Origin of the sequence: Dolichospermum circinale AWQC131C (assembly GCF_000426905.1) — a bacterium.
GTDB classification, from domain to species: domain Bacteria; phylum Cyanobacteriota; class Cyanobacteriia; order Cyanobacteriales; family Nostocaceae; genus Dolichospermum; species Dolichospermum circinale.
This window is the reverse complement of sequence record NZ_KE384614.1, coordinates 1-6,575: the sequence shown is the minus strand read 5'-3', so window position 1 is coordinate 6,575 and position 6,575 is coordinate 1. Positions and strand designations below refer to the sequence as shown.

6 protein-coding genes are annotated in these 6,575 nt (G+C 38.4%); 4 read left to right on the top strand and 2 right to left on the bottom strand.

From position 1 onward, the window contains the following. Nucleotides 1-198: 198 nt before the first annotated feature. A complete protein-coding gene (locus tag ACIR131C_RS0112115) occupies nt 199-588 on the top strand; it encodes an MAPEG family protein (RefSeq protein ID WP_028090406.1) in 390 nt (129 codons plus the stop codon). 125 nt (nt 589-713) lie between these two features. On the opposite strand, the gene ald is transcribed toward ACIR131C_RS0112115, so the two are convergent. Further along, nucleotides 714-1,805 (bottom strand): alanine dehydrogenase, encoded by a 1,092-nt coding sequence (ald, locus tag ACIR131C_RS0112110; RefSeq protein WP_028090405.1) that lies wholly within the window; start codon nt 1,803-1,805, stop codon nt 714-716. Between the two features lie 243 nt (nt 1,806-2,048). Between ald and ACIR131C_RS25535 the strand changes: the two genes are divergently transcribed. Then, a complete protein-coding gene (locus ACIR131C_RS25535; protein WP_028082380.1) occupies nt 2,049-2,216 on the top strand; it encodes a chlorophyll a/b-binding protein in 168 nt (55 codons plus the stop codon). A gap of 668 nt (nt 2,217-2,884) precedes the next feature. Here the strand turns inward: ACIR131C_RS25535 and ACIR131C_RS0112100 are convergent. Continuing rightward, nucleotides 2,885-3,247 carry a single-stranded DNA-binding protein gene (locus ACIR131C_RS0112100; protein WP_028090404.1) on the bottom strand — a complete coding sequence of 121 codons (363 nt, stop codon included), beginning with the start codon at nt 3,245-3,247 and terminating at the stop codon, nt 2,885-2,887. 711 nt (nt 3,248-3,958) lie between these two features. Here ACIR131C_RS0112100 and ACIR131C_RS0112095 point away from each other — a divergent pair. Further along, the gene (locus ACIR131C_RS0112095) at nt 3,959-4,966 is read left to right on the top strand and encodes a rod shape-determining protein (protein ID WP_028090403.1); all 1,008 of its coding nucleotides are present in this window, start codon (nt 3,959-3,961) and stop codon (nt 4,964-4,966) included. Between the two features lie 260 nt (nt 4,967-5,226). Further along, the gene (gene mreC, locus ACIR131C_RS0112090) at nt 5,227-6,015 is read left to right on the top strand and encodes a rod shape-determining protein MreC (protein WP_028090402.1); all 789 of its coding nucleotides are present in this window, start codon (nt 5,227-5,229) and stop codon (nt 6,013-6,015) included. The last annotated feature ends 560 nt before the right edge of the window (nt 6,016-6,575 follow it).

Genomic DNA, 6,575 nt, shown 5'->3' with positions numbered 1-6,575 from the left:
GAAAAATTGTCGTTATGACAAGGGAACAGGGAACAGGGAACAGGGAACAGGGAACAGGGAACACAGAAAGAAAGACAGAATTGATACCTACTGAGTCTTGTATGGCTACGCCACGCCAGCTATCAAAAATCAAATAGGAGTCCCATATCATCTATAATACTTTGTAGATAAAGCCAATTTCTAATTTTATTAAAGTTTATGTCCCCTTATCCTAGTTTAGTGACTGTTTCCGCACTTATACTATACTTCTTCGTCACAATCAATGTTGGTAGAGCTAGATTTAAGTATCAAGTCCCTGTGCCACAAACTACAGGAAATCCCGATTTTGAAAGAGTATTACGGGTACAGCAAAACACCTTAGAACAACTGGCTCTATTTATCCCAGCTTTATGGTTATTTTCTCTTTACGTTAGTCCTATTTGGGGTTCTGGGCTAGGTGCGGCTTGGGTAGTAGGACGTATTGCTTATGCTTGGGGATATTACCAAGCTGCGGAAAAACGCGGTCCAGGTTTTGCAATTAGTTCTTTAAGTAGTATTGCGTTAATTCTCGGTTCATTAGTGGGTATTATTTTATCAATGGTGAAATAGTTTTTGACGCTATTTTATCTATTAGCTTTTACCCCTAATAATATACTTTTACAGGATAATATGGCTCAATCTTGTGGTGCGGGCATCTTGCCCGCTATAATTATACAAATTAAATGGGGTACAACTTACTCAACTAAATCAGGGAACACCTCTTTGACAGCAGGGTGTACAAGATGGTGATTTTTAACGTTTAAACCTTTTGCTAAAGCTTGATTAAGCTCTAAAGCTTTAGTTCCCAAATTTGCTAACTGGACAGTATAGGGTAAGGTGCTGTTGTTGAGAGCTTGTGTTGATGTCCAAGGTACTGCTCCTGGCATATTCGGAACTCCATAATGTACTACTCCCTCATCAATATATACGGGATTTGTATGAGATGTTGGTTGTAGTGTTTCAACACATCCACCTTGGTCCACAGCCACGTCAACAATCACTGAACCAGGACGCATTTGTTTCACTAATTCACGGGATACTAAAATCGGTGCTTTTTTACCAGGAATTAAAACTGCACCAATCAGTAAATCAGCTTCTTTAACTGCGGCTTCAATATGGGCAGAATTACTGTAAAGTAATTCTACTCTCGAACCAAACAGGGTTTCTAAGTAGGATAACCGTTCCACATTAACATCTAATATTTGCACCATTGCGCCCATACCCACGGCAATTTTTGCGGCTTCTGTACCCACTACACCACCACCTAAAATCACCACTTTACCAGCCTTGACTCCCGGTATACCCCCTAAAAGTACACCTCTTCCTCCTTGTTGACGTTCTAAGAATCTAGCACCAAATTGGACCGCTAACCGACCAGCAACAATACTCATAGGAGTGAGTAAGGGAAGTCTATTTGCTCCCGGTTGTTCTACGGTTTCATAAGCGATCGCACAAATGCCACAATCAATTAAATATTCTGTTAATTGGCGATTTGCTGCTAAATGTAAATAAGTAAATAACAACTGTTCTTTTTGCAAGAACTTATACTCACTTGTCAAAGGCTCTTTTACCTTAATAACTAACTCTCTATCCCAAGCAGCACTGGCTTTATCAACAATTTCAGCCCCAGCATTGCTGTAATCCTCATCAGTAAATCCCGCACCATTACCAGCTTGACTTTCTACAAATATATTATGGCCATTTTCCCGTAAGACCCTGACACTAGAGGGACTTAACCCTACTCGAAATTCTTGATCTTTAGTTTCTTTAGGAACACCAATTTCCATTAATCACCTCTCATATTTTATTGTTTCACTTTAGCGTGCCAGCACCTATCTGACTATTTCCGTATTCAGCAATTCAAAATCCGAAATTTTTAGTCTCTTTCACCTTGACTAATCGGCCAGTTTTATTACAATAGATAAAGAATAATGAAAAAATGTAAAGCACCGATCACTATACTCCGAAATTTAGTTGCCAGATCCCTGTAAATTTTTGTTTGACAATCACAAGAGAGAAATTACTCAATTATGACACAACAACCAACTGCTACCCCTAAATTAGAAGAACCTAAGTTTGGCTTTAATGAATATGCCGAACGATTAAATGGCAGAGCGGCTATGATTGGCTTTATTTTAATGGTTGTGATTGAATACACTACCAATCAAGGTGTACTTTCATGGCTAGGTCTTAAGTAAATTTATCATAGGATTTACGCAAAATACTTCTCAAATCTTGATTCTCTCTATTCCGTGGCTCGTGCGTAAATCCTATTTCATGATTAAATACCCATCTTTAGAGAAGTAAGATAGTGTTTTAAAAGTCTAAATTCATACATATCTGGGCGGTTAGAAACCGTGTCTACACAGGCTAAACCCACCTACGTGGGTTTAAAAACGTTAATTTTGTGTTAGTCCACGTTCCCGTAGCGTTCCGCAGGAATAGGTAGACTTTGTTTGTGTAGTAGCGATAGCGCAGCGTGGCCTAAGCCATATTATATTCGCCGAAAAGTTTTCTTTTTCTGAAACTTATCTATAATAACAAACCCAGGAAATCCCTGTATCGCTAATCCAATTAGATTTTCAATGTTTTCCCGCAAAACCGATAAGTTTTTTCAATCAAACTTTTATAAAATAGGTCGCACTATTAAATAAACCCTATATTCTCAATAATCTTGAGAATATTCTCAATAGTTAAACGAAAAAAGTTAATTTGAGGGCTTGATATTCTCAACTATTTTTTGTACAATAATTTTGATTATAATCTACTTGGGTAACTTTTTTATAAAGTCTGAGCAGGGATTCCTAGAGTGTAAAAATTTTTGAGTATTCTCAGAGGACTTACGCATTTGCGTAAATCCTGTAGATTAAAAATTATCTGGAGACATATCAGACATACCACCTTCATTATCACGTTTAGAACCTAGTAAATCTAGTTGTTCTACATGAATAACTGGACTAGAACGATTGACTCCGGTTTGGCGATCGCTCCAGGAATCAAATTTCAAAGAACCTTTCACCCCAATCAAGCTACCTTTACGGACATAATTGCCGGCAACTTCCGCAGTTTTTCCCCAGAGTTCTAGATTAAACCAGTCTGGCTTATCGTTGTTACGGGATCTTCTATTTACTGCTAAAGTCAATCTACATTTAACTGTACCCGACTCAAAATACTTCATATCTGGGTCACCACCTACACGACCAACAAGGGTAACAACATTAATGCTCATAACTTTTACTTTTGGTACATTTGTACTTTATGATTCATAATACAGCAGTTTCCGATATTATGAGATGATCGGGTACAGACATTAATCATAAAAATCTTGTGTGCGGGCATACTTCGACAAGATCAGTACAAGTCCTGCCTGCTTAAAGTGTACCCCATCATTGGATAAAATCCGCTGTATATTAACTATAATAACTAAACCTCGTCCGAGTTGAAAACTGGAGTTTTTTCAACCTGGAACAGGGAACAGGGGTTTGGGAACTAATAGCGATTATAGCTAATCCTTATAGTTAGGTACAAAATCATCTGAATTAATCCGCGTTTAATTCTGACTTCTTGTACCTCACTTGAATGGAAATTGCGACCAGAAAAGACAGTGGGTTTGAAACTAGATAGGATTTAATTGTAAAATTATTGAATATCTGTTAGAATCCCCACAATTAAGTCCACGAAAACATTCAAAAAATAGTTGGCGTTAAAAAAGTTATCTGATTTTACCGAATGATATTTAAAAAATAGAACACAACAGTTCTGAAACTAAAATTAAGATTGACAAAAGCTAGACAAAAAAATACTCTAGTTGATTGAAATCAGGCAAACAAACATCATGTAATCCGTCATTATTAACTCTTATCTTGATAGTCACAATTAGCATAAATAGGGGGAACACAGACGCGTGGGTCTTTTCAGGAATTTTCGTCCATCATGGGATATGGGTATCGACCTCGGTACAGCCAATACCCTAGTTTATGTATCAGGTAAAGGAATTGTCCTGCAAGAACCTTCCGTAGTTGCCATTGATCAAAATCTCAAAGTGGCACTGGCAGTGGGAGAAGAAGCAAAAAAAATGCTCGGTCGGACTCCAGGGAATGTAGTGGCTTTGCGTCCCCTGCGTGACGGCGTGATTGCTGATTTTGATACGGCAGAATTGATGCTAAAAAGCTTTATTCAGCGGGTAAATGAAGGTAGATCCCTGATGTTACCCCGTATCGTAATTGGTATTCCTAGTGGTGTCACAGGAGTAGAAAGACGAGCCGTCATGGATGCAGCTACTCAAGCCGGTGCTAGAGAAGTATATTTAATTGATGAACCAGTCGCAGCGGCCATTGGTGCAGGACTACCAGTTGCCGAACCCACTGGTAATATGATTATTGATATCGGAGGTGGAACAACAGAAGTAGCGGTATTAAGTCTGCAAGGGACAGTAATTAGCGAGTCAGTACGCATTGCAGGAGATGAACTAACAGAAGCAATTATTCATTATATGAAGAAAATTCATAATCTGGTAATTGGTGAACGTACTGCTGAGGATATTAAAATTAGGATTGGTTCTGCCTATCCCACCGAAGATGATAATGATAAAATAATGGAAGTCCGTGGACTGCATTTGCTTTCTGGCTTACCCAGGACTGTCACCATCAAAGGTGCTGAAATTCGGGAAAGTATGTTAGAGCCACTAGCGGTAATTATAGAAGCAGTGAGACGCACACTAGAACGCACACCGCCAGAACTGGCAGCAGACATTATTGATCGTGGTATCATGTTAGCGGGTGGTGGCGCATTACTCAAAGGACTAGACACTTTAATTAGTCATGAGACAGGTATTGTTACCCATATAGCAGCAGATCCTTTATGCTGTGTAGTTTTGGGAACAGGTCGTGTATTAGAAAACTTCAAGCAGTTGGAGAGAGTATTCAGCGGACGTTCTCGCAATATGTAGCAAAAATCAGTTAGTTAAGAATACTGGATTCTGTATTTATGAACAACTAACTATGGAATCCTTCTTTTTTTGATAAATTTATGATAAAAAGTATACAGAGGTATGGACAACATCATGTAGCACTATCACAAACGCCACAGGGCGAAAACTTTACTAACGGAATTTTGGTATAAAAACACTAAAACTGGATAAAGCTATATTCCTGGAACTTTTGAATCATTTACTTTTACAAAATTTATAGAAATATATACGGATATCTTATGTTAACTGCAAAACGCTGGTGGGAATATAAAGGATTACAAATAGGGTTATTAGCGCTAGTTTTAGGTGGTGCGTGGACAATCAGAGAAACAAAAGGTGCTTTATTGCGTGAAATGTATCAAGCAATAACTAGCCCTTTACAAATGTTGCACTCAGGAACAATTCCTGAGCAAAGTATCCAGGATGCGAGATTTTTAGAATTACGAACCCGCATAGTTGATCTGGAAAGCCAAAATCAAAAGTTAAAAAATTTACTGGGTTATACGGAGAAAGAAGCCGGGGAGCAAAAACCGATTATAGCACGGGTGGTGGGACGTAGTGCTGATAACTGGTGGCAACAAGTGATTTTAAATCGGGGGACAACATCGGGTATTCAAGAAGGTTCTATTGTTAAAGCTGATGGTGGATTAGTCGGTCTGGTAGAAAGTGTGACTAATAATACTAGTCGTGTATTGTTAGTTAGTGATTTGAAAAGTCAAGTAGGAGTGACTATCAGCCGGACTTCAGCTAAAGGGATTTTGCAGGGTGATTCTTCTGCAGAAGGGATCTTAGAATTTTACGAAAAAGTCCCTAATGCCAGAGTAGGTGATTTAGTGTCCACATCTACTTATAGTCAGAAGTTCCCGGCTGGTTTAGCCATAGGTAGAATTAAGTCTCTAGATTTAAAGAAACTCCCGGCTTCAGTAGCAAGGGTAGAGTTATTTCCGCCAATTCAGTATTTGGACTGGGTAACTGTTTATCCTAAACCAGAGAAACAGGATTTGGAAACCCCAACCGTGACTAAATAATGTGGAATAATTGTTTTCTGTATCTACATTAGGTAGATCATGCTTCTAACTAAAAAAACCGTAAAATTACTGTAAAGCCTTAGCAGAGGTATCATGGCAGAATTTAATAAGCTGTTACGCATCTAAATTTAATAATCTTAACCTGGCTAGATGTTGTGGCGCGGGCATCTTGCCCGCTAGAATCATACAAATTAAATGGAGTACAGCTTAGTAATTTTCTGAGAATTAGTGTAAGTTTTTGTAACAAACAGTTGACTCACCGTTGCAGAAGTTGTATATTCAGTACATGGCCTTAGGCATAGAAAACAGAGAATAAAAGACGGGTGGGGCTTCTTTGGGCTTTTATTCTCACGAGGGAAAGAAATCTGGCTAGATGTAAGTCAAATTTACAGTGTCAAACTCATAAGATTAACCATGAATAAGTTTATCTTGGCTTTACTAACTGTTGGTGCTATTGCCACTGCTGCTGTTCCTGCTAATGCTGGTGATATTGGTAACACCTGAGTTCGATATAAATAATCATCCTGAAAACTAATTATATCAGACTTTTCTCAATTAGC

Coding starts and splice junctions, on each gene's coding strand:
- ACIR131C_RS0112115 (WP_028090406.1), top strand. CDS start 199: ATGTCCCCTTATCCTAGTTTAGTGACTGTTTCCGCACTTATACTATAC.
- ald (WP_028090405.1), bottom strand. CDS start 1,805: ATGGAAATTGGTGTTCCTAAAGAAACTAAAGATCAAGAATTTCGAGTA.
- ACIR131C_RS25535 (WP_028082380.1), top strand. CDS start 2,049: ATGACACAACAACCAACTGCTACCCCTAAATTAGAAGAACCTAAGTTT.
- ACIR131C_RS0112100 (WP_028090404.1), bottom strand. CDS start 3,247: ATGAGCATTAATGTTGTTACCCTTGTTGGTCGTGTAGGTGGTGACCCA.
- ACIR131C_RS0112095 (WP_028090403.1), top strand. CDS start 3,959: ATGGGTATCGACCTCGGTACAGCCAATACCCTAGTTTATGTATCAGGT.
- mreC (WP_028090402.1), top strand. CDS start 5,227: ATGTTAACTGCAAAACGCTGGTGGGAATATAAAGGATTACAAATAGGG.